This window comes from Streptomyces sp. NPDC006365 (genome assembly GCF_042870755.1).
Classification (GTDB): Bacteria; Actinomycetota; Actinomycetes; order Streptomycetales; family Streptomycetaceae; genus Streptomyces; species Streptomyces xiangluensis.
In genome coordinates this window covers 1-25,352 of record NZ_JBIAHS010000025.1, presented here as the reverse complement: position 1 = coordinate 25,352, position 25,352 = coordinate 1, and the positions used below count along the sequence as shown (strand labels likewise).

Below are 25,352 nucleotides of genomic sequence, written 5' to 3'. Positions count from 1 at the left end.
TTTAGTAGACGAGTGCCGGGGGTGCTCGGTTCCCGCTGTCGGGGCTCGTGATTCAGGTGGCCCCCTGTGGCGCCGACTCGACCGAATGGTTGCGGCCCTCGAGATCAAGAAGATGGCGCACTACTACGAAATATATTCGTAGCCCAAGATCGGCGCCGACGAACACCACGATCGAGGTCCAGTCGTTCAGCCGCAGGCCCAGGAACTGGTGCGCCTCGTCGATCCGCAGGTACTCGATCCAGAACCGGCCGACGGTGTACGCGGCCACGTAGAGCGCGAAGGTCCGCTCGTGCCCGAGCGCGAAGCGCGCGCTCGCCCAGACGGCCAGTACCGCGACGCCGCCACAGTGACTCGTAGAGGTGGGATGGAACGTCGCGATGTCCGCGTAGCCTTCGGGCTGCTCGTCGGGAGAGATCTCCAGTCCCCAGGGGAGGGAGGTCGGGCGCCCGAAGAGCTCCTGGTTGAACCAGTTACCCCACCGCCCGATGGCCTGCGCGAGCGCGATGCCGGGTGCGACAACGTCCGCGTACGCGGGGAACGGACCCCCGTGCCGACGGCACCCGATCCAGGCACCCAGGCCGCCCAGCGCGATGGCGCCCCAGATGCCGAGGCCGCCCTCCCGGATGTACAGGGCCTTGATGGGCTCGCCGCCCGCACCGAAGTATGCGTCCGGGCTGGTGATCACGTGGTATAGGCGGCCGCCGACGAGCCCGAAGGGCACCGCTCAGATGGCGATGTCCGCGATCGTCTCCTTGTTGCCGCCGCGAGCCACCGAGCGGCGCGTGCCGAGCCAGACGGCGATGGAGGCGCCCGGGATGATGCAGAAGACGTAGGCCCTCAGGGGGACGGGGCCCAGGTGCAGGACTCCGGTCGAAGGGCTGGGCAGTGCGGCGAGTTCCATACCTGCACCATAGGAGATTCAGCTGAGTAGCTTAGTGAGTAGTTGATCAGGCCCGTGCCGTGGAAGCAGGTGTATGAGCTGCGGCTCCGCTGCGCCGCGAGCGACGCAGCGAGAGCGCCAGGCCGACGAGAGCGGGCGCTCCCAGCAGCACCTCGGGCCACACGCCCAGCCACTCGGAGAGGGTGAGCCCCGAAGCAAGCGGCGCCCGCTCCACTAGGTGGCCGCCACGCCAGGTCCCCAGCCAGTCCATGACCTGTCCGTCCGGTCCGACGATGGCGCTCACCCCGCTCGTCGAGGCAAGGGCGACGGCCCGTCCGTACTCGATTGCGCGGATGCGGGCCATCGCCAGCTGCTGCTCGGACTGCCCGGCCTGGATACCGCGCTCGTACGTCGCGTTGTTCGTCTGGACCACGAGGAGGTCGGCGCCCGCCCGGACGGTGTCGCGGACCCGGTCGTCGTACGCGATCTCGTAGCAGATCACGTCACCGAGCCGCACCCGCCCCGCATCCAGCGGGGCTGTCGAGGTGCCCGGCAGGAGGTCGCGGGGGATGAGCTGGAGCGCGCTGAGGCCGCCGAGGAGCGAACGTGCAGGGATGTACTCGCCGAAGGGTACGAGCTGGCGCTTGGCGTACCAGGAAGCCGGGCCCTGGCCGGGCAGCCACAGCTGGCCGGCGTTGTACGCCCGCTCGCCGGGGGCTTCCAGCATGGCGCCGATGAGGAGGGGGCTGTCCAGCTCCCGGACCGAGTCGGCGACGAGGGAGCCGAGCTCCGGATTGCGCCCCGGGTCGCCGTCGAGGGAGTTCTCCGGCCACAGGACGATGTCCGGTCGAGGGACTTCGCCTCGGCGTACGGCGTCGGCCAGGGCCTTGGTCTCGCGGGCGTGGTTCTGTGCGACGTTGCGCACCCGGGCCAGCCTGCTCCTCCAGCGTGCGCTTGCGTTCGACGTTGCCCTGGACGACGGCGACCACGGCGCTCGGCCCGGATGTCCCCGGGGCTGGGAGGGCGAGCGGTGTCGCGATCAGGGCGACCGCGCCGAGGCATACGGCCGCGCTGGCTGCCGATGGCCGTTGCGCCACGCCGTCAGGCCGTACACCAGCAGCGATCCCAGGAACGCGACAGCGAAGGAAAGGGCCGGGCCGCCGCCGATAGCGACCCAGGCGGCATGGGGTGCGTCCGCCTGACCGAAGGCCAGCCGACCCCAGGGGAAGCCGCCGAGCGGAACCCGGCCACGTACCGCCTCCAAGGCCACCCACCACGCAGCGGTGTACATAGGCCAGCCCGGCAGCGCGATCAAACGGGGCAGCGGCATCGCGACGAGCGCGAAGACCAGGGCCTGGACCGCCGTGAGGGCGAGCCACGGAACCAGACCGAGGTTCGCCAGCCAGACGATCAGCGGGGCGAGGAAGGCGATACCGAAGATCCCGCCCGAGGCGAAGGCGGACCGGGGGCGCCGTCCGCGCACCGCCAGGATCAGCAAAGCCGGGCCGAGCGCGGCCAGGAACCACCATCCGACCGGCGGGAATGAGGCGTAGAGCAGCAGTCCACCAGCGCAGGCGGCTGCCCAGGACCGGAGCGTGGCCGCAGTGGGGCGGCGGGTCACGCGCGGTGGTCCGGCCCTCACGAAGGTACTGGGCAGACGTTCGCGGTGCGCAGTCGTCGTACGAGCACGTGGACCAGCAGCGCCACCGAGACGGCGGCGAGTACCGGTTGCAGCGGAGCGAAGTACGACAGGGCGCCGCTGACGCCGATGGCCAGCACCACGAGCTTGTTGCAGATCGGGCAGCCGACCGCGAAGACGGACAGTAGACCCGCACCGAGGGCGCGAGCGGTGCGGGGACGCTCGGGCAGCGCGGCCTCGGGGGCTTCGGCTGGGCCGATGCGGACGTAAGTGGCCACGAGGAGGCCCTCCAGTACGGAGCTGACCAGCCACACCGGGTAGTTCCACCAGAGCACGGGGGTCATCCGCGTGTAGAAGGGGGTCGGTACCACGCCCGTCGGGACGCCGATGACGAGTGCGGCGATCACCGTGACCGCTGCTGCCAGGAGCCATCTGCGGGCGGGCCAGGTGCGCATGAGGCTGCTCCTCGGGATCGGGCCGCCGACCGGGCGGCACGTCAAACCGGGGAGCCTGACAACGGCCTCCGGTCGGCGGCTGGCAGCCATGTTAAGCCACTAATTGACTTAGTAACAATGAAGGGCTTGATCAGTGGCGAGGGCGGGGTTCGACGACGCGTCGGCTGCGGGCAAGGCCGCTCATGCGTCGCTGGTGGGAGCGCGTGTCGATCCGTCCGTGCAGCGGCAGGTCGGCGCGCCACCGCTCCTCGTCCTCGAGCGCCGCGCGCCTTCCCCTGACGCGGGCCAGGGGAGGGCACCGGCTCTGGTGTGTGCTGACCAGCCGGGCTATGTCGTAATAGATCGCGGCGAGAAGCAGGCCGCCGATCAGTATCGCTATCGCGGCCATGGGGCCACGGCCCAGTTCACAAGGTTCCGCGTGTGTCCTTCTGTGCGGCGCGCAGCGCGGCGACTTCCTTGCGCAGCTCGTTCAGCTCGGAGTGTGCCGCGGGTGAGTCGATCGAGGTGCCTCGCCGTGATACGCGCAGCCCCCCGCGCGTCATGAACCACATCATCAGGCCCATGCCGATCGGGCAGGCCAGGAGGAGCAGTGGATACAGAAACTGAGGCATGAGGCCCTCCCGGTGGGCTGCGGGGCGCTCATCGAACCCGCTCTAGCTACTAAGTAGTTTAGGTAAACGGGAACGTTGACGCCAGTCCGGGCGCACTCGGTCGCAGTGTGTGGCAGACCTGTTACTGAGGGTGTCTCTGGGTGGGGGTGGGCCTGGTTGGCTGCGGCGCGGTCGGCGAGGTCGATGGTCGGGTGTGCGCGTGCAGGCCGGAGGCGATGCGCTTGCCTTTATTTACTAATGAGCTTAGTGTCTCATTCGGTAGCCGACACTCGATCTCCAGCGGCCGCCTTCTTTCCGCCCGCTGTGATCCCGCCCTCAAAGAACGCCACCGGTCACCGGTTGGGAGCTGGTCATCCCGCACGACTCTCCTTGTCTCCGAAAGTCTCGGGTGACCGCATCGAATGGATAGGGAGAGCCGTGCGGTCAGGAGAGTCTCCACATCCATCGCCGTCGGTCGGCGGTGCCCTCGAGGATCTGATGCGTGAGCGGCTCGGCCGTGAGTGCGTGTATGTCCCGTCGTGCAGACTGGCCGTGTACCTGGCGCTACGCCGCTGGTGCGCTCCAGGTGGAAGCGTGCTGATGTCGCCGGTCAACGACGACGTCATGGTGTTCGTCGTGCTGGCAGCCGGGCTGCGTCCCGTTATGGCGCCGGTGTCCTCTCGGGACGGGAACATCGACATCCGCGCGGTGCCGGAATCGACCTGGCGCAGCGTGGGCGCGGTGCTGACGACCAACGTCTACGGCATGCCGGACGACGCGGACGAACTGCGCACTCGGTGCGACCGCATGGGCATCCCCCTCCTTGAGGACGCGGCACACGCGATCGGTACGACGGTGGGAGACCGCCCGATCGGCGCCTTCGGAACAGCTGCGGCTTTCAGCCTGGGCAAGCATGCGGGGGCGACCGGTGGCGGGTTCCTGGCGCTGGAGGATCCAGCGGACCGCAAGGCGCTGGAACAACTGCGTGATGAGCTGTTGGCGCCGCGGCAGCTGCATCGGGACTTGGCGTACACGCTGCGCCCTGTCGCGCGCGCTGCGGTACAGCGGCTCCATCTGGTCCGACCCGTGTGGAAGACCATGCGGACCCTGGGGCTGTTGGAACGCGAACGCTTTCGTATGGAGCTCCAGGAACGGCACTTGCGGGAGGGGGTGGGCCGCAGTCCGGACCTGGGAGCCTTCGACCGCTGGGTGCGAGTCGATCTGCACGGATACCGCAGGGAACACGGACGCGTTCTGCAGCGCACGCTGAGGCGGCGGATGAGTGGCCTGGACGCGGACCTGTCTCGGCGGCGTGAGGGGGCGAGGCTGCTGGGCGGCACCGTCTGGGCTGCTGCAGGCGTGCGGGACGCGGTCGCGGAGGGAGTGCAGGATCGCCACGTGCCGCCGCTGTTCCGTGTGCCCCTGATGGTGCGCGACCGGGACAAGCTGGTGGCACGTCTGGAGCGGTGCGGTGTCGTGATCGGGTACCTGTACGACCCGCCCTTGGACGACTTCGCCGGACCCGAGTTCGTGGAGCCGTCCCCGGCGCCTGAAGCGGCCCGCTGGTTCGCGGCGCACGCGCTGCCGGTGGACCCCCTCCTGGCGCGGAGGATGATACGCCTGCTCCAACGGGAGGCTCCGCAGCCGGCGGATCCGTTTCCGAGCCCGGCCCTCCGCGACCAGGCGCCGTGAGTGTGATTTCCCGGCCTCGGCCTCCTCTCGGCCTCCGTCGGCCGGGCGCATCGCATCCGCCGCTTACGGGACACGCCGCTTGTGCCGCGGCTGTGCGGGCCAGAGTTGCGCCGCCTCGGCGAGGTCGCTTCGAGTGCTGCCCGTACAGGCTGGGGAGGGACAGTTCGCCCGCGCGGGCTCGTATCCGGAACGGCGAACCTGCCCACTCCCAGTGCCACGGGCGGACTCAGAGTGGGAGTTGGAAACCTGCGATCGGTGTCTGAAGCTGAGCGATGAGCTGCCCCCACCAGCCGGTCACCTGCATGACTCCCACCGCCGGCAGCAGTACTCCACCGACTCACATCACGGCCCGCGCGTGCCGCCGTGCCCAGGTGAAGCGCCGCATCACACCGTCGAACGACGCGGCCGCGAGCAGGAAGGGAAGCCCGAGGCCCAGGCTGTACGTGAACGAAAGGACGGCCCCGCGCCCGGCGCTCGCACTGTCCGCCGCCAGGGAAAGGACGGCCGCGAGGGTGGGGCCGATGCACGCCGTCCAGCCGATCGCGAAGAGGGCGCCGAGCAGCGGCGCGCCCGCGAGGCCCGTACCGGGCCGGAAGGAGGGTCGCCGGCTGAAACCGGCCAGCGGCAGCTTGTCGAGCAGCCCGGCGACGTACGAGAGATAGCCAGGGATCAGGGGCAGGCAGCAGGGCGAGAAGAAGGAGAGCGTTCCGGCGGCGAGGGCCAGGAGGAGGGTGAGGACGAGAGGGCCCGCCAGGACCGTTTCGCCGACACCGGCGGCCAACGTCACTCGTCCGTACCTCCGCCGTTCTTCTCCGTGGCGAGATCCGTCACCAGCTCGCTCAGCGTCGTGTACGTGGTCCGGCCGATGATGCGGGCGGCGATGCGTCCGTCACGGTCGATGATCACGGAGCTGGGAACCGCGGACAGCGGGATGCGTCCGTTGAATCCCAGGAGGAGCTTGCCGTCCGGGTCGCGGAAGCTGGGGTACGTGATGCCGTAGTTCCGCTCGAAGGCCGTCGCCGCCGCGTCGTTGTCCCGTGTGTTGATGCCGACGAACCGCACGCCGACGTCACGGGTCTCCTCGGACACCTTCTTCAGGTCGGGTGCCTCGGCCCGGCACGGAGCGCACCAAGATCCCCACACGTTGAGCACGATCACGTTGCCGCGCAGATCGGCCAGGTCCAACTGGTCGCCGATGATCGTCTCGCCGCTGAGCGTGGGAACCATTGGCCGTTTGCCTGTCAAGTACTCGGTCAGTCCCTCCTGGGTGCTGGAGGCGGCCGCCTTCTCGGTGTCCGACGAGCCGGAAGTCGTACTCGTGCCGCACGCGGCGAGCAGCAGAGCGGCCGCGCCCGCGCCCGCAGCCTGTCCCACCAGCGCCGGGGGCTGACGGTTGACATGAGGTTTTCCTTCCTCTCGATATACGCCTAGGGGGTATGCTCCGGTGTATGCGTATCGGAGAGATGCCGCTGGCAACCTCGAGCCACCCCTGCCGGTCGCTGTGCGGGGTGGGATCTGTCGAAGTCGTCCTGCTCAAGCGGGTGTTGGGGCTGTGTCTGAGGCTGCGGCTCGTCGTGTCCGGTGACTGTTCCAGGACCATCGGCTGACGTGGCGGGCGGAAGCTCTCGCGCTGTCGGACTGGCCGGGGTCGCTGGGTCGGGCCATGCTCTTTGAGGTGCAAGCAGGCGTCGGCGGGGCCCCAGTTGCGGCTCTGATGCGGTGTGGGCCCCGCCGGGCTCAGATCAACTCAGTGACCCTTGTACTCGAAGATGTACAGCCCAACGGCATTGTCTTTAGGGGATGTCTCACGTGGCGAGTTTCGCGAGCTTCTTGTAGCAGGTGAGGGCGGCTGCGAGGCCGAGGAGGGCGAGGAAGTGAGATCCCTTTCGCTCGTACCGGACGGTGAGCCGGCGGAAGCCGAACAGCCAGACGTTCGACCGCTCGATCTTCCAGCGGTGCCGGCCGAGCCGCTCGCACGTGGACCGGCGATGCGCGGTCGCGGGCGAGACGCCGAACGTCTCCGGCAGATGCCGCCAGGCGCACCCGCTGGTCAGCACATACACGACCGCCGTGAACACGGCCCGCTCGTCACACGGAGCGGTCCCGCCGCCCTGCGGACGGGAGTTGAACGACGGCAGCAACGGTGCGACCAGCTACGGTGTCCTATGTGGTGATCGCTCGCTGGGTTGTTCATGGGGCGGGGTACGTGGAGTTGAATTGTTCCGGACGGGCTGTGGGAGATTGCCGAGTCGCTGATCCCACCGTCGAAGGTGCGGCTACAGCGCGGCGGAACGCAGGACACGCCTGATGAGACGCTGTTCGCGGCGATCATCTACGTGCTGGTCAGCGGTTGTGCCTGGCGGGGTCTGCCGCCGTGTTTCGGGATATCGAAGTCGACCGCGCACCGCCGGTTCCTGATCTGGTCGCGGGCCGGGGTGTGGGGCCGGCCGCACGAGACGGTGCTGCACCGACTCGATGACGCCGGCCTCATTGACGTCTCGCGCGTGGTCCTCGACTCCGCTCACGTGGGGGATAGAAATGGGGGCGAACTCAAGGTCCGGGACCCCCTTTTTCGTGTCGATGTGGCTGCCGTCGATCACCGCCCGGGACCAGTCGATCTCGTTTGCCGCGTTCAGCTGGGCAAGCAGGATCCGATGCAGATCGTCGAACACCCCGGCGTTGATCCACCGCTTGATCCGCCGCCAGCACGTCATGCCTGACCTGAAGCCGAGTTCCTGCGGAAGGTCTTCCCAGCCGATCCCGGTATGCAGCACGTACAAGATGCCCTGCAGGCACTGCCGATCCGGCACCGGCCGCGGACCGGGCGCCTTCATCGGGCCACGGCGGAAGCAACGGCTCGAGAAGCTCCCACAACTGATCATTTAGCAGAGCGCGTGAGCAGCTCTTTAACGTTCGTCTCAGGTTCGCTCGGTAGGAAGTAGGCATGCGGATAAGCGATTCAACTCGTATGTAGAAGGCTAGTGATGGCAGTCGACGCAGCACCATCGGGGAAAGCGCAGCCCGGCCGGTTGCGGTTCGAGGCGGCCACCAGGGCGCTGGCGACGACGTTCTCTGTCGCCGCATGCGGGTCACACGCCGACAACAGTGCGGGGCCCGCCGCGGCCGGTCCGCACAGCGCGCACGCGGGCGGTCGTCAACTCCACCACAGCCGCTGCGCACCGGCGAGCGGTTCCTCGACCTGAGCGCTGCCGCGGTGCGCGAGCAGGACGCGAAGACCCCTGAAGCATCTCGCAGACGGATGTCGTACGGATACATCACCACACAAACGCCTGAAGAGAGGGACTGACATGAAGCCCATGGGACGCCGCGGCTTTCTCACCGCCAGCACGGCACTTGGCATTGGTGCCGGCTTGTCCACGCACGCCATTCTCTCGGAAGCGAGCGAGAACGAGACTTCGGACAAGACTTCGGACATTTCACGGCGGGACCAGGACCTGCCCTTCATCGGCACGGAGGAGACCTTTTCGACTCCCACGTTGTTGAAGCTGAACTCCATCAATCAGGATCACATAGCGTTCCTTGAGGAGATTGGTCTTTCGGATCTAGGCCAACGCCGCATCGGCGATATGGATGCGGGGGGACTCAACGTTCAAATCCTCTCTGCTCATACACCCTCCGTACAAAGTGTCCCTGGGCAGAGGGGCATCGACCTTGCCTATCGTCTTAACCGGCAACTTGTAGACGGGCCAATCGCCAAATATCCGGACCGCTTCAAGGCTTTCGCCACCTTGCCCTTGCAGAGCCCGGAGGCGGCGGCGGACGAACTGGAACGCTCGGTTCGGGAAGATGGCTTCTTGGGCGCACTGACCAACGGACACATCGCGAAGAAGTATCTCGATCATCCCGATTTCGAGCCTGTGCTGGCACGTGCCGTTGCTCTCGATGTGCCGATCTACCTGCATCCCGGCTATCCAGCTGACGAGGTCTTCAAGATCTACTACAGCACCACACGGTCTAAATACACGGAAGAGTACCAAGACTACATTTTCAGTGGGTCTGGATATGGCTGGCACCAGGAGGTGCTGACCCAATGCATTCGGATGATCGCGTACGGGGTTTTCGACAGATTCCCCAAACTGAAAATCATCATCGGCCACATGGGCGAAGGTCTTCCCTTCTACTACGAGCGGATCGTCAATGACATGGGCGAGCCGACCAAAGACTCGCTCGAGAAGCCCATCGGGCAATACTTCCAGGACAACTTCTGGGTCACAACCAGCGCATTCCCCCAGACCGAACTGCTCGATCTCCTGCTGAAGTACATAAGCGTGGATCGAGTGATGTTCGCAACCGACTACCCGTTCGCGGACATAAAGGAGCAGACCGACTGGTTCCGCGGAGTCGATTTGCCACGCGAAGACAAGGAAAAGATTGCATTCCGAAATGCAGAGAAACTGTTCAGAATGAAAGTGCCCGTGAAGTGATACGCCAGCGTCGGCCGGAGTGAAAGAATGCTTTGCTGTAAGGCGAGAGTACGGCCGAAGTATGCGATGCGCGGCTGCCCCATAACGCGGTCTCATACAGGCTCTTCTAAGAGGTCATCTCGTTTGGGGCTGTCATTTCTTGCCCGTGCGGTTGGCGCATCACATCCCGCGGTCTGGGCCGTACTGGGGCTCAGGACGTTCGTTGGCGGTCATAGGAAGGTCTTCGAGCTTTACGGGGCCTGGGTAGAAGGCGGAGCTGTTGGGGCCGCCCATGTCCTCGCCGATCAGATAGCGGTACAGCCACTCGGCGAAACTCATGCGGTATTCCGCCCAGCCGATCTCTCCGTCCTCGACCAGGAGCCGCGGGGTGGCAGATCCGGGGAGGAGGAAGATGGTCTCGCCGCGGTCGGTGCTTGCGATCGGCCACAGCCCGTCTCGGGTACCGAAGGTGAGTTCCTTGAGGCCGAAGAGCAGCCGGGGGTCCTCGTCCGCGTCGAGGTCAAGTTCGTCCCAGCACACCTCTGACCACGCCTGGATGGTGTCCTGAATCCACTGCCCCAGGTTCCATGGCTGCGTCGCGGGGTGGGAGAGGTATGTGCATGGATGCGTGGCTGTCCGGGGGAGGGCAGGGCTTCTCGGGCTGCGCTCCCCCGGGGTGGGGTCAGGCGGACTCGGTGGGAAGGCCCGCCTCCACCCAGTCCTGGATGCCCTCACGGTACTTGCGGACATTGGTGTATCCGAGAGCGGTGAGCCGGTCGGCGACCTGTCCACTGTTGGGGCACGCCGGGTTGGAGCAGTAGGTGACGATCGCGGCGTCGCGGTCGGGGAGCAGGGCGGACGCCTGGGCGTCGACGTCGGCCAGGACCAGTTCGAGTGCACCGGGCAGGTGCTGCTTGGCGTAGTACTCGCCGCCCAGAGTGTCGACGACGGTCACGCTGTCCGCGTCCATGGCTGCCTTGAGCTTGTCTCGTGTGATGAGTGCGGTCATGCCCCTGCCTTTCAAGAATCGGACTATAGTCCGGTCGTGGCTCACGACGATAACGGACCGCAGTCCGATTCTGCAATGCTGCTGGAGCTCCTGCGCACCCCGCCGCCCAAAGAGCAGGCACGCTCGGCACGCAACCGTGCCGCCGTGCTGGAGGCGGCCGCGCGGCTGTTCGCCGAGCACGGGGTGGAAGCGGTCTCCATGGACCAGGTGGCCGAGGCCGCCGGTGTCGGCAAGGGCACCCTGTACCGCCGCTTCGGCGACAAGTCCGGGCTCGCCGCCGCACTCCTCGACGCCCGAGAACGCGTGCTGCAAGAGGCGATCCTGCACGGACCGCCACCGCTTGGCCCTGGAGCCGCCGCAGAGGAGCGGCTCACCGCGTTCGTCGACGCCTATGTCGACTACCTGCTGGAGAACCTGGCTCTCATCCGCACCTCGGAGACCGCCGCGGTCGGCGCCCGGTACCGGATCGGGGCCTACCGGTTCTGGCACCGCCACACAGCGATCCTGCTGGGCACCACACCCGACCCCGAACACACCGCTCACGCCCTGCTCGCCGCGCTGGCCGCCGAACACGTGGCCGCACTCCTGCCGGAACTCGGCGAACAACGGATCCGAGCCGGCCTCATCCGCCTCGCCCGCTCGGCGATGCAACCCCCCAGCCCGTAGGGCAAGGGCCGAGTCATGAACCCACACCTATCCGCGCGACCTCTAAGTTAGTTCAGTCAACATGCCTGCATCGACGTCCTGACCCAGGTCGCGGCCACCACCTTCGGCGGCGGCATAGGCGAAGACATCCGCGAGGGTGCGCAGCCGCAGGCCAGGCGGTCGGGGACGGCGAAGCCGCGGTCGGCGAGCAAGGGCCGGATCTCGCCGATGGCCTCGGTGACGGTGGAACGGCCCACGCCGTACAGCTCGGCGAGCGCGGCATGCGGGAGCTGGCTGCGTAGATGGACGAGGGCGACCAGCACCCGGTCGGTGAACACCAGCACGGGCTTGCGCCCGGCCGCGGCCTGACGCCGGCGCTCTGCGCCCCGGCGCTGGCGCAGCACGGACTCCCGCCTCGCCTGCCATGGGCCGGCCAACTCTTCGATCAAACCGCCGAGATGTGCGCGCGAGATGCCCGTGAAGGCAGGATGGGACAAGGCCGCACGGGCCCACTTCCTGGTCACACTCGAAGAACCCGTGCGGCCACCTACACGTCACGGCCATGGTCGCGATCCCCAATAGCCGACAGCGTCGTAAGTCTCCCTGGCGAACGGGCAGTTCGACCAAGGGGGTGCACGATGACCTTGTCCCAGTTTGACCTGATGCGGTTGCTGGAGTCACCACGTGCGGCCGACGGCGTTGAGACGATCAGGGTGCTGTGGTACCGCCGGAGTCGTCCCGCCACCGGCGGATGAGCGCGTCGACGGCTTCGTGGTCGAAGGTCGGGCACGAAGGAGGGCGCGGAGGAAGGCATAGGGAGAGTCACACCATGCATTCCGGCACTGGATTGGACGAAGCGTACCGGTGACGAAGTATGCGAAGGGCTCGGCGAGGGACACGGAGTGACGCCGTGCATGAGCACTTGGCCCGTGCTCGCACGGCGTCACTTGGCCTCTCGTTCACACGAAGCCGTAGGTGGCAGCCTTGGTCAGGTACAGGTACAGGTGCGGACGGCTCGGACGAGGGCGCCGATCTCGTCCTCGGTGTTGTAGTAGTGGACCGATGCCCTGAGGACCTCCTTGAGGCCGCGGTCGTCCATGTCCAGGCGGGTGGAGGGCGTCCGGGACACGCTGATGTTGATTCCCTGCCCGGCCAGGGACGACTTCACCCGATCCGCGTCGGCGCCGTCCACCGTGAAGGTGGTGATGCCGCAACGCTGGACACCCAGGTCTCTGACGCGCACGCCGGGGATCTCCGCGAGCTGCCCCCGCAGTGACTCCGCGAGTGCGGTGACACGCGTCTGGATCCGGGGCAGTCCCCACCCGAGGGCGTGGTCGATGGCGGCGCCCAGGCCGAGCTGAGCGGCGTAGTTGGCCTCCCAGGTCTCGAACCTGCGTGCGTCCGACCGCATTTCGTACCGGTCACGGGCCGTCCAGGTGGCGGCATGCAGATCGAGAACCGGCGGGACAAGCTGGTCGAGCACTGCCCGGCGCACATAGAGCAGCCCGGTCCCGCGCGGTCCGCGCAGATACTTGCGACCGGTGGTGGAGAGTAGGTCGCAGCCGATCTTCCCGACATCGACGGTGAGTTGCCCCACCGACTGGCAGGCGTCGAGGAGGTACAGCGCCCCCGCCGCGCGGGCGATCTTGCCGACCTCGGCTGCGGGATTCACCAGGCCCCCGTTGGTGGGGACATGGGTGACCGAGATGACCCGGACCCGCTCGTCCACCGCCGCCCGCAGGGAGTCGACCGAGATCTGTCCGTACTCGTCATTGGGGATGACGTCCACCTGGACCCCGTACCGCTCGGCGACCTGCAGATACGCGATGAAGTTGCTGCCGTACTCGGCCATGCTGGTCAGGACGCGGTCTCCGCGGCGGAACGGGATGCCGTAGAACGCCATGTCCCAGGCGCGGGTGGCGTTGTCGACCAGTGCGATCTCGTCGCGGTCGCAGCCGAGGAGTCGAGCCGCGGAGTCGTATATCGACTCGATGCTCTCGGAGGCGTGAGCGGCTGCCTCGTAGCCGCCCATGTCCGCTTCCAAGTGCAGGTGGCGGGTGGCCGCGTCGACGACCTGCCGGGGCATCAGTGCGGCGCCGGCGTTGTTGAAGTGTGCCACCTTGGTGCATCCCGGGGTGTCGGCGCGCGCCCGGGCGACGTCCTCCGGCGAGTAGTCCCTGTTCCACGCCGGCTGCCGCACGTTTCGTGTAGCCGTCAACTCGCGTGCTCCCATCGTGTCGGCTTCTGTGACCCTTCCTCCACGGCCTTCGGGTCTGGCGCATCGTGCGCGACGAGGCGCAGGAACGCCTTCGCGCGAGGGTGGACCGGATGGTTCAGGAAATCCTGCGGGCGCCCTGATTCGAGGACGACACCGCTGTCCATGAAGACCACCCGGTCGGCCACCTCCCGGGCGAACTCCACTTCGTGGGTGACGACGACCATGGTCATGCCGTCGTGTGCGAGTTCGCGCATCACTTCCAGGACCTCCGCATGCAGCTCGGGGTCGAGTGCCGAGGTCGGCTCGTCGAAGAGGACGACTTCCGGTTCCATGGCCAGCGCCCGGGCGATGGCGACCCGCTGCTTCTGGCCGCCGGACAGCCGGGAGGGGTACTCGGCGGCCTTGTCGGTGAGTCCGACCCGGTCGAGCAGTTCCCTGCCCAGCGCCACGGCGGTGTCCTTGGGCATACGCCGCACGGAGAGCGGTCCTTCGATGACGTTGCCCAGGGCTGTCATGTGAGGGAACAGGTTGAACTGCTGGAACACCATGGCGGTACGGTGCCGGATCGTCCGCACCTTCCGGACGCGCTCCCGCCTGCGCACCGCGCCGCCGCACTCCACGGAGCAGCCGCAGATGGCCACTGTGCCGGCGTCGGGCTCCTCCAGCAGGTTCATGCAGCGGATGAGTGTGGTCTTGCCGGAGCCCGAGGGCCCCATCACCACGACCACCTCTCCGCGAGCCACGGTGAGGTCGACGCCCTTCAGCACCTCGAGCGCTCCGAACCGCTTGTGCAGGCCGCGTATGTCTATCTGGTCCGTCCGATTCATGCGTACGCCCTCCCCAACCGGCGCTCCAGAGCGCCCTGGCCCACGGACAGCAGGGTGTTGATCAGCCAGTAGGCCGCACCCGCCACGAGAAACGCCTCCATGTAGCGGAACGTCGAGCTGCCGATGCTCTCCGCGGCCCTGGTGAGCTCGACGACGGTGACCGCAGAGGCCAGCGAGGTGTCCTTCATCAGCGCGATGAACCGGCTGCCGATGGGAGGCAGGGCGACCCGCACCGCTTGCGGGGCGACGATCCGGCGAAGCATCCTCCAGTACGGCATGCCCATCGAGTGGGCCGCCTCCCACTGTCCGTGGTCGACGGCGATGATGCCGGCGCGGAAGTTCTCACTGAGGTAGGCGGCGGCATACACCGTGAGCGCGAGGATCGCCGACGGGACTGGCTCGATCATGATGCCGATCTGCGGGAGACCGTAGTAGACCAGCATGATCTGGATCAGCAGTGGTGTCCCCCGGAATACCGACACGTAGGCGATGGCGAGCCCCTTCAGAAGCCGGAACCGGGAGATCCTGGCCAGTCCCACCAGCGCGCCGAGGGCGAATCCGAGGACGAAGGACACCACTCCAAGCATCAGGGTGATGCCCATGGCGCTGAGGAGTTCGGGGAAGTCCTGGGCAATCAGATCCATGGTCTCTTTCCTTCCCTCCGTCAGCCCGCTTGGTCTGCGGGCAGGTCGCGGAGCTCTTCGGCCATGTCGAGGCCGCCGAGCCAGCGGCGCGAGATGGCCGACAGAGTGCCGTCGTCGATCATCTCGCCCAGGGCCTTGTCGACCTTCTGCTTGAAGTCCTTCTGGCCCTTGCGGAACGTCATGCCGTTGACCTCGGTCTCCAGCAGCGCTCCCGAGGCCTTGACAGGCAGGTTGTTCTTGTCGGCGAGATAGGCGCCCTGGAACTTCGAGACGAGCGCCGCGTCGGCCCGGCCCCGCCCGACGTCCGTGAGCGCGAGCGTGGCGTTCTTGTACGTCTTGATCTGCGCGTCCGGGATCTTCGTACGGGCGTAGTCGGCCTGGGTGGTGCCCTCCGTTACCGCGATGCGTTTACCGCGCAGGGAGGGAAGGCCGGTGAGGGACGTGTTGTCCTCGCCCACGAATACGGAGACACCGTTGACTTCGTAGGGTCGGGAGAAGTCGACCTGCTTCTTGCGCTCGTCGGTGATCGTCTGGCCCGAGATGACGATGTCGAACCGGTTGGCCTGCACACCGCCGATGAAGTTACCGAAGTCCGATCCGATGAACTCGACCTTGTCGATGCCGAGTCGCTCGGCCAGCTCATACGCCACGTCGACGTCATAGCCGGCGGGCTTGTTGGCGTCGAGGAAGTTCCACGGTGGGTTCGCCTCGGTGAGTGCGACCCTCAGGGTGCCCTTCGAGCGTGCCGTGTCGAGGGTGTTGGCGGAGGAGCCGGCCGAGCAGCCGGCGGTCAGCACCGTTCCGGAGACGAGCAGCGCCGCAAGTCGACGACGTCGGGAGGAAGTCGGAGTGGTGATCACGATCGCGGTCCTTCCTACGCAGCAGTCGTGGCCTTACGCGGTGGCATGAAGCCGGCTCGTCCTCGATGACGGGCAAGTCGCGTGTGGGGGCAGGGCGGAGGGCTGCGGCTGATCGGAGGTTAGGGGCGCATCCGCAGAGTGCGCCTTACCGCAGAGAGGCGTCAAGTACCCCCGAGGGGTATTTACGTGGAGGTAACAACGACGCGATCGCCCCTTGTTGGCTCGCGGGGCGTCAACGGTCTTGCGGGAGCATCTCCGCGCCCGGCCTCGCCGCGCCGACGCGACGTGACGGGCATGCCCGACCAGAGGAGGTGAACGGCCATCGTATGAAGGGGAGTTGGAGTCATCTGCGAAGCTGCGGGCGCCCGGCCGAGCCCTCGCGGCGAAGGTCCGCCCGTGCTCGAGCTTGTTCCACTTCGATGTTCCAGGAGGGAAGTCAAAGGCCGTGATCGCCAGGCCGGTCTCGGCGGCCAGGGCGGCCAGTTCGGGCTTCCAGGCCCGGTAGCGGTAGCTGTTGGAGCCGCCCGCGTCCGCGGTGATCAGCAGCCGGGTGGCCTGCGGGCCATAGGGGCGAGTGCGGCTGCTGGTCAGCACCGCCCTACGTCGTTGCGTCGATGCGCCGAACTCCGGGCGGCGGCAGAACGGCTTTTCGGGCTGATCGGGCAGGTGTCGATGCTTCTTGCTCGGCTTGCCGTGCAGGCCCTTTGGTGGGATGCCGCGGACAAACGGTTGACGGGCGGGAACGGACCGGCGGGTGCGATCGTCGTCATGAAGCGTGGGTCCGCACGCGCCGGAAGGGATGCTGCACTGCCACAACGCGTACCACGGTGAGGCCGGGATGATGGCGAACGTGGCCTATCCGGCCTGACGTTGACCTCGCACCGTCCGGACGCGGCGTGCGGATGGCTTCTCAGCTCTCCGGCTTGCGCGCGACGCCGATGACACACGGGGAGCTGGGCGTCGTACGGCCGTTGACGAGGAAGTCGAAGTGCCGCGCGTGCTCGATGGCGAAACCGGCGTTCTCGATGGCCCGTTCGGTGTCTCGGTCGAGGTTGCAGCCGCCGGTCAGCAGGGGCCACACAAGATTGATCCTGCGCTGCTTCCTGGCGAACCGGGGATCGGTCGAGCGGATGTGCTCGTAGAAGTACAACCGCCCACCGGGCCGCAGGACGCGCGCCGCTTCCGCCAGCGCCGCGGGCACGTCGGTGATGCTGCACAGGACGAGGGATGCGACGACCCCGTCGGCGGAGCCGTCCGGCACTGGCAGCGCCTCCGCGCGGCCCTCGCGTACGTCGACCGACGTGGGCGACTCGGCCGCCGCCCCCATCGCCAGCTTGCGCAGCCGTGGTTCGGGCTCTACGGCGATGACTTCCTCCACCTTCGCCGGGTAGTGGGCGAAGTTCGCGCCGGTCCCCGCACCCACCTCGACGACGTGGCCCTCGGCGTCCGCGAGGAGTTCCCTTCGGTGATCGAGGCCGCCGTGGGCCTCCGCGAACGCGTTGATCCTCGGGTAGATCCGCGCGAAGAACGGGTGCTTGACCTTCGGGCGCTTGGCTGCGGCCATGGACATGACGGCATCTCCCTGGTGGTGAGTGACGCCGCTACGCTACTACGTTGACGTAGTAGATACTACCTTTGTGTAGTAGGTGAGAGGGAGTCAGGCAGGTATGCAGCTCAACGGTGTCGCGGCGATCAGCGCGGCGGAGCCTGTCAGCGCCCAGGCATAGGCGGCTACCCCGGCGACGGAGACAGCCACCTGCCCTCGGGCCGGTGGCGCCAGGCGTGGTGGGTGCCCGGCTTCGAGCTGGGTGATCCGCGCGTCGAGCAACTCGGCAGACCCCATGGCGCTGGCGGGTACGGCGAGCGCCCAGCCGGGCATGCCGGACACCTTCAGCAGCGCCCCGGCAACCGCGGGCGTACCGCAGTGAGCGACCGCTCTGCGATCGGCGGTGAGTTCGCGGTCGGCGGCGAAGGTGTACCGCAGGTGACCCAACAGCGGAAGGGTGAAGTGTCGCGCCGCCAGGACGCCGGTGATCAACACCCTGAGCGGGTCGTGGCCGCGTACGTGCTCGGCCTCATGGGCCAGGACCGCATCGAGTTCGTGCCCGGTGGCGGTCGTCGCAAGGCCACTGCTCACCGCCACATGGGGGCGGAACAGGCCGTACGTGAATGCGAACGGAGCCTTGGAGCCGACCAGCGTGACACGGCCGGCCAAGCCTGCGCGCTCGGCCGCGTGCCTGACCTCGTGAGTGTCTGCGGCAGTGCCGTCGTCACGGGCTCGGGCTCGCACCTCTTGGCCCAGGGCTCGTGTGGCGCGCAGCCCTTTCCAGAGGTGGACGGCGGATCGTACGCCGCCGATGACCGAAAGGGCCAGGAGTACGGTGCCCGCCCAGGTGCTGCCGGACAGCAGAACGCCCGTGCCGCGACGGCCGACCTGCCAGGCGAGCGCCATGGTCAGGCAGCACGCGACGTAGACCACCGCGGCACGGATGACCACCGATGCGGCGACCAGGGTCCAGAAAGCGCGACTTCCGCGGTCGAACGCCACCGCACCGATCACGGCGACTCCTCCAGCAGGCGTCGCAGCCGGTCACGGAGGCCGGGATCAAGGGCTGCCTCAGCGGCGAAGTGCGCGACTGCCGCGTCTCCGTGAGCGCGCAGTACCTCACGGACGGCGAGGGCGGCCTCGTCCGGCGCGGTGGGGGAGTATGTGTAACCGCGGCCCTGTGGAGTGCGGTTGAGCATGCCTTTTTCGGCGAGCCTGCTCATCACGGTCATCACCGTCGTGTACGCGAGCGGCTGGACTCGGTCCGAGTTCAGCTCTTCCAGCACTTGTCGGACCGTGACCGGGTTCCCCACGTGCCAGCACACTCGCATGACCTCGCTCTCAAGTGCTCCCAGGACCACCGCCGACACCCTCTCCAGGACGTTACAACTATGCGAGCGTAGTACCTGGCATGCGGCGTGGACCCCTGGGCGTGGAGGCCGCTGTGGTACCGGAAGCGATCCCGGTACCACAGCGGCCTCGGTCCGTCAGACGGCCGACGTGACCTTCACGGGCTCGGTGCCGTCGGCGCTGTGCCGTGCCGCCCAGTTCTCCAGAGCCGTGCGGCAGGCGTGGTCGAGGTGGTGCACCCCGGACAGGTTGACCTCGACGGGGCGGTTCTGGGGCAGCGCCTCCAGACTGTCGAGGATCTTCGGCAGCCGCAGGAAGGTGGCGCTGCCCGTCAGGTGCGCCCGAATGGGCCCGGCGCCCTTGTCGATGATCTCCAGCCGGACGTGCGAGGCATCCCAGGCCGTCTTGACTACTGCGAGGGCTAGGCCGATGAGTACGCCCTCGAACATGCCGACCGCGACGATCGACACTGCCGTGACGACGAGGATCAGTGCCTCACCGCGGTGTTCCCGCCACAGCGCCTTCACCTCCTTGGCCGGGATCAGCTTGAAGCCCGAGTGGACGAGGATGCCGGCGAGCGCCGGAATCGGAATGACTCCGAGCGCGGCCGGAAGCGGAGAGGGCCGCGCAGCGGAGACCTGCCCTTAGCTCCGCTAAGTTCATTAGTGCATTCGAGGATGTCTGAGCGACCCGCCCGGACATGGCCGCAGGCCGACGCCCGGTGTGCCGTGATGCGTGGCGTCAGGAACCTGATGCCCTCGGCCCCGGGCGGCGTGTTCCGTTGACCCGCGCGGCTCAGGGTGCTGACCACGGCATCAGCAAGGTCCCGTCGACGACGGGGAAGGAGTATGCGGCTGCACGGAGTTCAGGGTCTGCTCCAGGCAGTGCTCTGTCCGGGGATCGGCGTGTGCGTGATCGTCGGCCTGTTGGGTGGCGAGCACGAGCACGGCGACCCGGTGGTCGGACTGGACCAGCGTCACGCGCAGCGGGGCTCCCGCCCCGTTCGTCAGGACGTATTCGTAGAGCGCGGGCGCCGTCGAGCCGTGGTCCTGCGTATCGGGACTTCGGGTCTCGTGCCAGCCGCACCTGTGCAGGGCTTCGGCCAGCTGTCTTACGGCGTGCTGGGCGGCGGAGTTGTCCGCGTACGCCGCGATGCGGTGCTGTGCCGTCGCTCCGCTGGTTCCTCTGTACGCACGAACGATCTGGTCCTCGGTGCCGGTCCCGTCGAACCACTGCAGAGCGCAGTCCCCCGTCCCGCCGGTGGGCAGGGGAGTGGTGGCACCGTTACCTGTGGTTGTGGTGCGCCAGTGATACCCGGCGTTCCAAGGCAGCGCGGACGGGGACAGTAAATCCGTACGCGGGAGACCACCACCGCTGCCCGGTGAGGGCAGGATCGAGGCGGCCGAGACCAGACCGGGGTTGGTCCGCTCGGGACGGTCGGCCGGCGCGCTGCCGAGCAGAGACGTCAGGCCCCACAGGCCGATGGAGAGCAGGGCGGCGCAACCCGCCGTGGTGACCGCCAGCCGGCGGGTCCGGTGGCGGCCCACCCGCTCGTGCACGTCGGTGACGCCCCCGCTCACGGTGATCAGAGGCTCGGCGTCGGCGGCGTAGCCGTGGAACAGTGTGCCGAGGTCGTCCTGCGAGGGACGGCGGGTTCCGTCACTCATGGGGGAGGACCTCCTGCCGGGGTCGTGCGGCGGTCGCCGTGCGGCCTGCTCGTGCCGTCGGCGTGTCCGGCGAGTCGGTGAGATGGGCGCTGAGGACGCGGCGGGCGCGCATGAGCCGTGAGCGTACCGCCGTGCTCGTCGACCCGGTCTGGCGGGCGACCTCCTCCACCGGGAGGTCGAGGAGGTGGTGCAGCACCACCGCGCGCCGCTGTTCGGGGTTGAGGCGACGCAGCGCGGCGACCAGAGCGACGTGGTCGGGCGCGAGGCCCGGTAGATCAGGCGGCGGACCGTGCCGGAAGTGGGCGCGGATCCGGTTGCGGGTCCTGCGCCACGAGCTGACCGCTAGGCGCAGGGCGACTGTACGCACCCACGGCGTCGGATCCCCTTGTGCGACCAGCTGCTCCCACCGCGGCCAGGCCCTGGCGTACGCCTCCTGGACCGCGTCCTCCGCCTCGCCGAGGTCGCCCGTCACGGCGTACACGACGGTGACGAGCCGCTTGACGCTCTCGACGTAGAAGCGCTCGAAGTCCCTGCGTGCGTCCGGTGGTTGCCCCTGGCTGTCCGTCATCGCCCCCTCCTGTGACGGCCACTCGCTCCAAAACGGCGGGTCAGCGGAGCAACGAGTTCGCCGACCTCGGGGATGCGCAGCGGGCGCGCCAACACCACGGCCGACAGGCCGATGACGGCGACGCCGAGCACCAGGCCGGAGGCGTCCCCTGCCAGGCCGCCGCCCAGTCGGTCTGTGGACCAGCCGCTCACCGCGTATGCCAGGCCGGCCCCCGGCAGGCACGCGACGCCGAGTCGCAGATGCGTGCCGAGGACCCGCTCCACGGGGCGGCCCAGCCTGCGGCGCAGCACCAGCGCGGTGCAGCACAGGCCCGCCGTACAGGCGATCGCGTACGCGGCCGCGATGCCGGTGACCGCCCAGCGCGCGGGCAGCAGGACGTACGAGGCCACGGACAGCCCCGCGTTGACGCCAGCGATGACCAGGGTCAGCAGGAACGGCGTACGGGTGTCGCCGAGCGCGTAGAAGCCGCGCGAGAGCACGTACTGCGCGGAGAAGGCCGCCAGCCCGGGCGCGAACGCCGCCAGCACCCAGCCGATCGCTCGGGTATCGGCTTCGCTCACCTGCCCGTACTGGTAGGCGAGCCCGGCGAGTTGGGGCGCGAGCACCACGAAGAGGAACACGGCGGGCACGATCGCCACGGCCGTCGTACGCAGAGTCCGGGACAGGCCGGCGCTCACCTGCGCCAGGTCACCGTCGGAGGCGGCCCGGCTCATCCGCGGCAGCAGTGCGGTGACCAGGGAGACGGTGATGATGCCCTGCGGTACCACCCACAGCTGATAGGCGCTGTTGTATGCCGTATAGCCGACGCCCTCCGTGACGCCCTCGGCGACGGCACGCACCCCGGCAGAGGTGGACAGCCGGGTCACCACCCAGTACGCGACCTGGTTCACCAGGACCAGCAGCAGGGTCCACACGGCGGCCCGCACCGGTCGCCCGAGCCCCGATCCGCGCCAGTCGAACCGCGGCCGCCACCGGAACCCGGCCGCCCGCAGCGACGGCAGCAGCGCCAGCGCCTGGACGGCGATGCCCGCCGTACTGCCCAGGCCGAGCAGGAGCAGCTGGCCGTCCGTGACCTGGTCCGCCGTGCTCGCGGTACGGGCGATCACCAGGTACAGCCCGAACACCGCGATCACGATGACGTTGTTGAGGACCGGAGTCCACATCATCGCCCCGAACCGGTCGCGGGCGTTGAGGACCTGGCCGAGCACGGTGAACACGCCGTAGAAGAGGATCTGTGGCAGGCAGTAACGGGCGAGCGCGACGGTGAGGTCGCGCTGGGAGCCCGTGTAGTCGGTGTACGCGGAGACGATCCAGGGCGCGGCGAGGACAGCGAGCGTCGTGATCGCGGTCAGCGCGGCCAGACAGAGCGTGAGCAACCGGTCGGTGTACGCGGCCCCGCCGTCCGCGTGCTCCTTCGCCGCCCGCACCAGCTCCGGCACGAACACCGAGTTGAGTGCTCCGCCGATCAGCAGGACGTAGACGATGTTCGGCACCGTGTTGGCGACGTTGTAGGCATCGCCGAGCAGCGCCGTACCCAGTGCGGCGACCACGACTGCGCCGCGGACGAACCCCGTGGCCCGCGACACCAGGGAGCCCAGCATCATCACGGCGCCGCCGCGCAGCCGGGGCGTCGGACGGGACTTCGGAACCGAATCCGTGGCGGCTTCCGCCTGTTCCTGAGCCGTCACGCCCTGTGTCCTCCCCGCCGCTCGAGCAGCTCGGTGAAATTCCCCGCCACAGACCGGGGCCGCCGGGCGTGCAAGAGGCAGGCGGGTCTGTCCCGCCGCCCTCCCGGCGGAGGAGTACGGAACGGATCGAGGAGACCTGCCACATGGCCGTGACAGAGGCGCAGATGTCCGAAGCCACACACACCCGCAGCCACGAGGTGCTGACCACGACCGCCGAGCAGCACCTGGGATATCTGGACTCTTTCCCCGGACAGGCGAGCTTCCTCCAGTACCCGTCCTGGGCCGCGGTGAAGGCGGGCTGGAAGGCGGAACGGCTCGGCTGGTTCGACAGCTCGGGACGCCAGTGCGGCGCGGCCCAGGTGCTGTACCGGCAACTGCCCGGAACTCGCCGGTACTTCGCCTACCTGCCGGAAGGGCCGGTGGTGGACTGGGCGGACCCGCGGCTGCCGCATCTGCTTCAGCCGCTGCTGGACCATCTCCGGTCGGCCGGCGCCTTCGCGGTGCGGATGGGGCCGCCGCTGCCGTACCGCCGCTGGAATGCCGCGACGCTCAAGGAGGCGGTCGGTCCCGGTCGCCGCGTCGGGGACGTACTGCCGGACCTCGTCGACCCGGTAGGCGCGGCCGTCGCGGACCGGCTGCGGGCGGCCGGATGGCGGCGCTGCGGCGAGGAGGGGGACTCCGGCGATGCACAGCCCCGCTACCTCTTCGAGGTGCCGCTCGCCGGCCGCAGCCTCGACGACCTGTGGGCAGGGCTGAACCAGGAGTGGCGACGCAACATAAAGAAGGCGGCGAAGGCCGACGTCGAGCCCTGTATCGGTACGGCCGACTATCTGCCGGAGTTCTACCGGCTGCTGCAGCTCACCGAGCAGCGCGACGGCTTCCGGCTCGGACGCTCGCTCGACTACTTCCAGCGCCAGTATCAGGAACTCAACGCGGAGGAGCCCGGCCGCATGCGGCTGTACCTGGCGTGGCACGACGGGGAGGTGCTCGCGGCGCACACACTGATCGTGGCGGGGCGCCGGGCCTGGTACCAGACGGGGGCGTCCGCGGACCACCGCCGCGAGGTGCGACCGAGCAACGCCCTGCAGTGGCGGATGCTCCGGGACGCGCACGCGCTCGGTGCCGAGGTGTACGACATGCGGGGCGTGCCCGACGTACTGGATCCGCAGGAGCGGCCGTTCGGCCTGATGCGTTGGAAGCTCGGCACAGGAGGGCAGGTCGTCGAGACGCTCGGTGAATGGGAGCTGGCGCTTGAGGGCGCCGTCAACAAGGCCCTGCACCGTGCCATGCAAAGGTATCTGGCACGGCGCTGAGGGCAGCCCCGTGATGTGCGGATCGGTCATGGGGAAACAGTAGACCTAAGGTGCTAAGTAAGTTAGCAGGATGGACCTCGATGTGTGATTGGGCGCCCGGGGCGGGAGAGGTGCGCCCGGCGGTCGGCCGACTCGAAAAATCGAAAAGGGCGGCTGGCCTGTGGTCACCATGCCAGCAGTCACGGCTCTGCTCTCATCCACTGGCCGCACTGCGAAGGTCTGCTGAGCGGTACCGCGGAGTTGGTGCTGCTCCGGGAGGTGCTGGGGCTGTGTCTTCGTCCTGAGTATCCGGCTGTCCGGCGATTGTCCTTCAGGCAAGAAGCGTTGATCTCCCGCCCGTCTGCGGTGTCACGACGCGAGCGGCGCGAGTTCCGTGAAGGTCTTGCCGCCGTCGCGGGACTCGTACACGCCCGTCTGTGTCGCGGCGAGGATGTGGTCGGCGTTGACGGCCGTCAGGTCCTGGGGCTGTCCGCCGGGCACGGCCGTGAGCTGCTTCCAGGTCTTGCCGCCGTCCGCGCTGCTGTTCAGCTTCCCGGACGGGTCGATACCGAACAGGGACTTCTCCGTGGGCCAGGACAGGAACGCCTGCACCGGCTCGGCGCCCTTGGCGAAGGTGCGCCCGCCGTCGGTGCTTGCGACGACGCCCTCCGCGGTGCTGGCCAGCAGCCTGCCGCCACTGGGGTTCACCGCGAGGTCGAGGGCTTCCAGCGTCGCGCCGTCCTCCCAGCTCTGCAGGTCGCTGCTCGTCCGGATCCGGCCGCCCTCGTATCCATAGACGGTGCCCTGGGCCGAGTCCAGGGAGTGGAAGTCGGCTTCCCCCGACAAGGACCGGGACGTCCAGGTACGGCCCGCGTCCTTGCTCTCGATCAGACCGACATTGCCCGGACGGTCGCTACCGGGGGCGCCATGTCCGCTGGCGATGAAAGTGTTCTCACCGGTGATGGCGAAGCCCATGAAGTCGTCCTCGCGGTCGCCGACGAGCTTCGGCTTCTCGCCCTTGGCCACGGTGTACAGACCGCTGTGGGTGGCGACGTACACACTCCCGTCAGCGGGGTCTACACCCAGGCCGTGGACGTGGGACAGCGCCCCCGAGGACTCCGACGTGTCCGCCGCCGCGCCCGTGTCGACAGTGCCGCCTCCGCAGGCGGCGAGGACCAGGGAGGCGATCGAAGCGCCCGCCATGGCGAGCAGGGTACGGACAGCCGGGCGTGCGGTCACTGAAGTTCCTTGGGCGGTGGGGGCGTTGGTGCTCAGGGCCTGCTGGCGGCGAAGAACGGCATGGAGTCCAGCGGGACGATCTCGATGTTCTTGCCGGTGCGCGGCGCGTGGATGGCCTT

The 25,352-nt window shown here is 68.2% G+C and carries 25 protein-coding genes and 7 pseudogenes; 6 read left to right on the top strand and 26 right to left on the bottom strand.

Annotated features, from left to right (window positions below; all coding sequences use genetic code 11):
• Positions 1-52 precede the first annotated feature (52 nt).
• From ACFYO0_RS41125 to ACFYO0_RS41100, 6 genes and pseudogenes are all read right to left on the bottom strand, one after another.
• Positions 53-901: pseudogene (locus tag ACFYO0_RS41125) on the bottom strand (prolipoprotein diacylglyceryl transferase family protein).
• Between the two features lie 46 nt (positions 902-947).
• Complete coding sequence (lnt, locus tag ACFYO0_RS41120) at positions 948-1,805, bottom strand: apolipoprotein N-acyltransferase (RefSeq protein ID WP_388686635.1); 858 nt, start codon at positions 1,803-1,805, stop codon at positions 948-950.
• Between the two features lie 114 nt (positions 1,806-1,919).
• Positions 1,920-2,501 (bottom strand): hypothetical protein, encoded by a 582-nt coding sequence (locus tag ACFYO0_RS41115; protein WP_388686634.1) that lies wholly within the window; start codon positions 2,499-2,501, stop codon positions 1,920-1,922.
• Between the two features lie 17 nt (positions 2,502-2,518).
• Positions 2,519-2,974: a hypothetical protein gene (locus ACFYO0_RS41110; protein ID WP_388686633.1), complete on the bottom strand. Its 456-nt coding sequence runs from the start codon at positions 2,972-2,974 to the stop codon at positions 2,519-2,521.
• Between the two features lie 130 nt (positions 2,975-3,104).
• Positions 3,105-3,362: a hypothetical protein gene (locus tag ACFYO0_RS41105; protein WP_388686631.1), complete on the bottom strand. Its 258-nt coding sequence runs from the start codon at positions 3,360-3,362 to the stop codon at positions 3,105-3,107.
• Between the two features lie 16 nt (positions 3,363-3,378).
• On the bottom strand, positions 3,379-3,585 hold the full coding sequence (locus ACFYO0_RS41100) for a hypothetical protein (RefSeq protein WP_388686630.1): 207 nt from the start codon (positions 3,583-3,585) through the stop codon (positions 3,379-3,381).
• A 477-nt stretch (positions 3,586-4,062) separates the two neighbouring features.
• Here ACFYO0_RS41100 and ACFYO0_RS41095 point away from each other — a divergent pair, with 477 nt between their 5' ends.
• The gene (locus ACFYO0_RS41095; protein WP_388686628.1) at positions 4,063-5,256 is read left to right on the top strand and encodes a DegT/DnrJ/EryC1/StrS family aminotransferase; all 1,194 of its coding nucleotides are present in this window, start codon (positions 4,063-4,065) and stop codon (positions 5,254-5,256) included.
• Positions 5,257-5,482: 226 nt separating this feature from the next.
• On the opposite strand, the pseudogene ACFYO0_RS41090 reads toward ACFYO0_RS41095, so the two are convergent.
• Positions 5,483-6,043 (bottom strand): annotated as a pseudogene (locus ACFYO0_RS41090) (cytochrome c biogenesis CcdA family protein).
• Entirely contained in the window at positions 6,040-6,630 is a 591-nt protein-coding gene (locus ACFYO0_RS41085) for a TlpA family protein disulfide reductase (protein ID WP_388686626.1), read from the bottom strand. The pseudogene ACFYO0_RS41090 and the gene ACFYO0_RS41085 overlap by 4 nt, the downstream one beginning before the upstream one ends.
• A gap of 74 nt (positions 6,631-6,704) precedes the next feature.
• On the opposite strand from ACFYO0_RS41085, the gene ACFYO0_RS41080 reads away from it, so the two are divergent.
• Positions 6,705-6,863 (top strand): hypothetical protein, encoded by a 159-nt coding sequence (locus tag ACFYO0_RS41080; protein WP_388686624.1) that lies wholly within the window; start codon positions 6,705-6,707, stop codon positions 6,861-6,863.
• 198 nt (positions 6,864-7,061) lie between these two features.
• On the opposite strand, the gene ACFYO0_RS41075 is transcribed toward ACFYO0_RS41080, so the two are convergent.
• On the bottom strand, positions 7,062-7,409 hold the full coding sequence (locus ACFYO0_RS41075) for a transposase (RefSeq protein WP_388686764.1): 348 nt from the start codon (positions 7,407-7,409) through the stop codon (positions 7,062-7,064).
• 63 nt (positions 7,410-7,472) lie between these two features.
• On the opposite strand from ACFYO0_RS41075, the pseudogene ACFYO0_RS41070 reads away from it, so the two are divergent.
• Positions 7,473-7,832, top strand: a pseudogene (locus ACFYO0_RS41070) (transposase); the annotation flags it as partial.
• 90 nt (positions 7,833-7,922) lie between these two features.
• Here the strand turns inward: ACFYO0_RS41070 and ACFYO0_RS41065 are convergent.
• Positions 7,923-8,090, bottom strand: a pseudogene (locus ACFYO0_RS41065) (transposase); the annotation flags it as partial.
• Between the two features lie 474 nt (positions 8,091-8,564).
• Here ACFYO0_RS41065 and ACFYO0_RS41060 point away from each other — a divergent pair.
• On the top strand, positions 8,565-9,701 hold the full coding sequence (locus tag ACFYO0_RS41060; RefSeq protein WP_388686622.1) for an amidohydrolase family protein: 1,137 nt from the start codon (positions 8,565-8,567) through the stop codon (positions 9,699-9,701).
• A gap of 159 nt (positions 9,702-9,860) precedes the next feature.
• On the opposite strand, the gene ACFYO0_RS41055 is transcribed toward ACFYO0_RS41060, so the two are convergent.
• The gene (locus ACFYO0_RS41055) at positions 9,861-10,220 is read right to left on the bottom strand and encodes a hypothetical protein (RefSeq protein ID WP_388686620.1); all 360 of its coding nucleotides are present in this window, start codon (positions 10,218-10,220) and stop codon (positions 9,861-9,863) included.
• 142 nt (positions 10,221-10,362) lie between these two features.
• Complete coding sequence (locus ACFYO0_RS41050; protein WP_388686618.1) at positions 10,363-10,689, bottom strand: rhodanese-like domain-containing protein; 327 nt, start codon at positions 10,687-10,689, stop codon at positions 10,363-10,365.
• A gap of 36 nt (positions 10,690-10,725) precedes the next feature.
• Between ACFYO0_RS41050 and ACFYO0_RS41045 the strand changes: the two genes are divergently transcribed.
• Positions 10,726-11,355 (top strand): TetR/AcrR family transcriptional regulator, encoded by a 630-nt coding sequence (locus ACFYO0_RS41045; protein WP_388686616.1) that lies wholly within the window; start codon positions 10,726-10,728, stop codon positions 11,353-11,355.
• Positions 11,356-11,454: 99 nt separating this feature from the next.
• On the opposite strand, the pseudogene ACFYO0_RS41040 reads toward ACFYO0_RS41045, so the two are convergent.
• The 13 genes and pseudogenes from ACFYO0_RS41040 to murJ form a co-directional block, all read right to left on the bottom strand.
• A pseudogene (locus ACFYO0_RS41040) lies at positions 11,455-11,858 on the bottom strand (transposase family protein); the annotation flags it as partial.
• Between the two features lie 464 nt (positions 11,859-12,322).
• Positions 12,323-13,552, bottom strand: a complete 1,230-nt coding sequence (locus ACFYO0_RS41035) for an aminotransferase class V-fold PLP-dependent enzyme (RefSeq protein WP_388686614.1) — start codon at positions 13,550-13,552, stop codon at positions 12,323-12,325.
• Positions 13,549-14,379: an amino acid ABC transporter ATP-binding protein gene (locus tag ACFYO0_RS41030; RefSeq protein ID WP_388686612.1), complete on the bottom strand. Its 831-nt coding sequence runs from the start codon at positions 14,377-14,379 to the stop codon at positions 13,549-13,551. The genes ACFYO0_RS41035 and ACFYO0_RS41030 overlap by 4 nt, the downstream gene beginning before the upstream one ends.
• Positions 14,376-15,023, bottom strand: coding sequence for an amino acid ABC transporter permease (locus tag ACFYO0_RS41025; RefSeq protein ID WP_388686610.1), 648 nt, complete (start codon positions 15,021-15,023; stop codon positions 14,376-14,378). Before ACFYO0_RS41025 ends, ACFYO0_RS41030 begins: the two co-directional genes overlap by 4 nt.
• A 20-nt stretch (positions 15,024-15,043) precedes the next feature.
• Positions 15,044-15,883, bottom strand: coding sequence for a transporter substrate-binding domain-containing protein (locus ACFYO0_RS41020; protein ID WP_388686608.1), 840 nt, complete (start codon positions 15,881-15,883; stop codon positions 15,044-15,046).
• Positions 15,884-16,279: 396 nt separating this feature from the next.
• Positions 16,280-16,444: pseudogene (locus tag ACFYO0_RS41015) on the bottom strand (ISAzo13 family transposase); the annotation flags it as partial.
• A 349-nt stretch (positions 16,445-16,793) separates the two neighbouring features.
• Positions 16,794-17,453 carry a class I SAM-dependent methyltransferase gene (locus tag ACFYO0_RS41010; protein ID WP_388686606.1) on the bottom strand — a complete coding sequence of 220 codons (660 nt, stop codon included), beginning with the start codon at positions 17,451-17,453 and terminating at the stop codon, positions 16,794-16,796.
• 87 nt (positions 17,454-17,540) lie between these two features.
• Positions 17,541-18,443 carry a M56 family metallopeptidase gene (locus ACFYO0_RS41005; RefSeq protein ID WP_388686604.1) on the bottom strand — a complete coding sequence of 301 codons (903 nt, stop codon included), beginning with the start codon at positions 18,441-18,443 and terminating at the stop codon, positions 17,541-17,543.
• Positions 18,440-18,790, bottom strand: coding sequence for a BlaI/MecI/CopY family transcriptional regulator (locus tag ACFYO0_RS41000; RefSeq protein ID WP_388686603.1), 351 nt, complete (start codon positions 18,788-18,790; stop codon positions 18,440-18,442). Before ACFYO0_RS41000 ends, ACFYO0_RS41005 begins: the two co-directional genes overlap by 4 nt.
• Positions 18,791-18,916: 126 nt before the next feature.
• Positions 18,917-19,393, bottom strand: a pseudogene (locus ACFYO0_RS40995) (SulP family inorganic anion transporter); the annotation flags it as partial.
• A 201-nt stretch (positions 19,394-19,594) separates the two neighbouring features.
• Positions 19,595-20,446: a hypothetical protein gene (locus ACFYO0_RS40990; RefSeq protein WP_388686602.1), complete on the bottom strand. Its 852-nt coding sequence runs from the start codon at positions 20,444-20,446 to the stop codon at positions 19,595-19,597.
• On the bottom strand, positions 20,439-21,014 hold the full coding sequence (locus tag ACFYO0_RS40985) for a SigE family RNA polymerase sigma factor (protein WP_388686601.1): 576 nt from the start codon (positions 21,012-21,014) through the stop codon (positions 20,439-20,441). Before ACFYO0_RS40985 ends, ACFYO0_RS40990 begins: the two co-directional genes overlap by 8 nt.
• Positions 21,011-22,702 (bottom strand): murein biosynthesis integral membrane protein MurJ, encoded by a 1,692-nt coding sequence (murJ, locus tag ACFYO0_RS40980; RefSeq protein WP_388686600.1) that lies wholly within the window; start codon positions 22,700-22,702, stop codon positions 21,011-21,013. Before murJ ends, ACFYO0_RS40985 begins: the two co-directional genes overlap by 4 nt.
• A gap of 143 nt (positions 22,703-22,845) precedes the next feature.
• Between murJ and ACFYO0_RS40975 the strand changes: the two genes are divergently transcribed.
• Complete coding sequence (locus tag ACFYO0_RS40975; protein ID WP_388686599.1) at positions 22,846-24,015, top strand: lipid II:glycine glycyltransferase FemX; 1,170 nt, start codon at positions 22,846-22,848, stop codon at positions 24,013-24,015.
• A gap of 348 nt (positions 24,016-24,363) precedes the next feature.
• Here ACFYO0_RS40975 and ACFYO0_RS40970 read toward each other — a convergent pair whose 3' ends face one another.
• Entirely contained in the window at positions 24,364-25,233 is an 870-nt protein-coding gene (locus ACFYO0_RS40970) for a F510_1955 family glycosylhydrolase (protein ID WP_388686598.1), read from the bottom strand.
• Positions 25,234-25,352: the final 119 nt, after the last annotated feature.

What these genes read in the sequence shown, in the direction of transcription:
- ACFYO0_RS41110 (WP_388686633.1), bottom strand. Translation starts at nt 2,974, where the DNA reads ATGCGCACCTGGCCCGCCCGCAGATGGCTCCTGGCAGCAGCGGTCACG.
- ACFYO0_RS41105 (WP_388686631.1), bottom strand. Translation starts at nt 3,362, where the DNA reads ATGGCCGCGATAGCGATACTGATCGGCGGCCTGCTTCTCGCCGCGATC.
- ACFYO0_RS41100 (WP_388686630.1), bottom strand. Translation starts at nt 3,585, where the DNA reads ATGCCTCAGTTTCTGTATCCACTGCTCCTCCTGGCCTGCCCGATCGGC.
- ACFYO0_RS41095 (WP_388686628.1), top strand. Translation starts at nt 4,063, where the DNA reads ATGCGTGAGCGGCTCGGCCGTGAGTGCGTGTATGTCCCGTCGTGCAGA.
- ACFYO0_RS41080 (WP_388686624.1), top strand. Translation starts at nt 6,705, where the DNA reads ATGCGTATCGGAGAGATGCCGCTGGCAACCTCGAGCCACCCCTGCCGG.
- ACFYO0_RS41060 (WP_388686622.1), top strand. Translation starts at nt 8,565, where the DNA reads ATGAAGCCCATGGGACGCCGCGGCTTTCTCACCGCCAGCACGGCACTT.
- ACFYO0_RS41050 (WP_388686618.1), bottom strand. Translation starts at nt 10,689, where the DNA reads ATGACCGCACTCATCACACGAGACAAGCTCAAGGCAGCCATGGACGCG.
- ACFYO0_RS41030 (WP_388686612.1), bottom strand. Translation starts at nt 14,379, where the DNA reads ATGAATCGGACGGACCAGATAGACATACGCGGCCTGCACAAGCGGTTC.
- ACFYO0_RS41025 (WP_388686610.1), bottom strand. Translation starts at nt 15,023, where the DNA reads ATGGATCTGATTGCCCAGGACTTCCCCGAACTCCTCAGCGCCATGGGC.
- ACFYO0_RS41010 (WP_388686606.1), bottom strand. Translation starts at nt 17,453, where the DNA reads ATGTCCATGGCCGCAGCCAAGCGCCCGAAGGTCAAGCACCCGTTCTTC.
- ACFYO0_RS40990 (WP_388686602.1), bottom strand. Translation starts at nt 20,446, where the DNA reads ATGAGTGACGGAACCCGCCGTCCCTCGCAGGACGACCTCGGCACACTG.
- ACFYO0_RS40985 (WP_388686601.1), bottom strand. Translation starts at nt 21,014, where the DNA reads ATGACGGACAGCCAGGGGCAACCACCGGACGCACGCAGGGACTTCGAG.
- ACFYO0_RS40975 (WP_388686599.1), top strand. Translation starts at nt 22,846, where the DNA reads ATGGCCGTGACAGAGGCGCAGATGTCCGAAGCCACACACACCCGCAGC.